This is a genomic window from Kocuria sp. CPCC 205261 (assembly GCF_040981025.1).
Lineage (GTDB): Bacteria > Actinomycetota > Actinomycetes > Actinomycetales > Micrococcaceae > Kocuria > Kocuria marina.
Genome location: NZ_JAVKPU010000047.1, coordinates 1 through 754 on the forward strand (window position 1 = coordinate 1; position 754 = coordinate 754).

The following is a 754-nucleotide window of genomic DNA, read 5'->3' on the forward strand; positions in this document are numbered from 1 at the left end:
TTCGACCCGTCCCTGCTCGGCAAGCCCACTGTGGTGCTGAGCAACAACGACGGGTGTGTGGTCGCCCGCTCCGCCGAAGCCAAGGCCCTGGGGATCCAGATGGGAGATCCGTGGTTCAAGATCGCCGCCGATGCCCGCCGGTGGGGCTTGCAGCGCAGATCCTCGAACTACCCGCTCTACGCCGATCTCTCCCAACGCACCATGGCTCTGCTGGACCGCTACGCCCAGGCACAGGAGATCTACTCGATCGACGAGTGCTTCCTGACCCCTCCCCCCGGGCACACACGCGAGCTGCTGGCCTGGGGCCGGGAGCTGCAGCGGTTGGAAGCGCGCAACGTAGGGCTGCCCGTCAGCGTGGGCATCGCCCCCACCAAGACCCTGGCCAAGCTGGCCACCGAAGCGGCCAAGAAGATCCCCGCCACCGGGGGCGTGGTGCACTGGGAGAACACCCCGCCGGGCTTCTGGGGCCGGCTTATGGGCACCCTGCCAGTGACCGAGGTGTGGGGGTGGCCGCGCGCACCGCCCGCCGCCTGGCAGCCCAGGGGACCACCACCGTCGCCGAGCTGCGCGACGCTGACCCGGTACGGATCCGCGATCGGTTCTCCGTGGTGCTGATGCGCACCGCGCTCGAGCTCAACGCGGTGCCGGCGATACCCGTGGAAGAAGAGACCGCCACCAAGCAGCAGATCCTGGTCTCCCGCTCCTTCCCCGAACCAATCCTCGACCCTGCCCTGATCGCAGAGGCGGTGGCCGA

The 754-nt window shown here is 69.1% G+C and carries 1 pseudogene; it reads left to right on the forward strand.

Annotation, left to right across the window (positions count from 1 at the left end):
* Nucleotides 1-615 (forward strand): annotated as a pseudogene (locus RF646_RS13315) (hypothetical protein); the annotation flags it as partial.
* Nucleotides 616-754 lie beyond the last annotated feature (139 nt).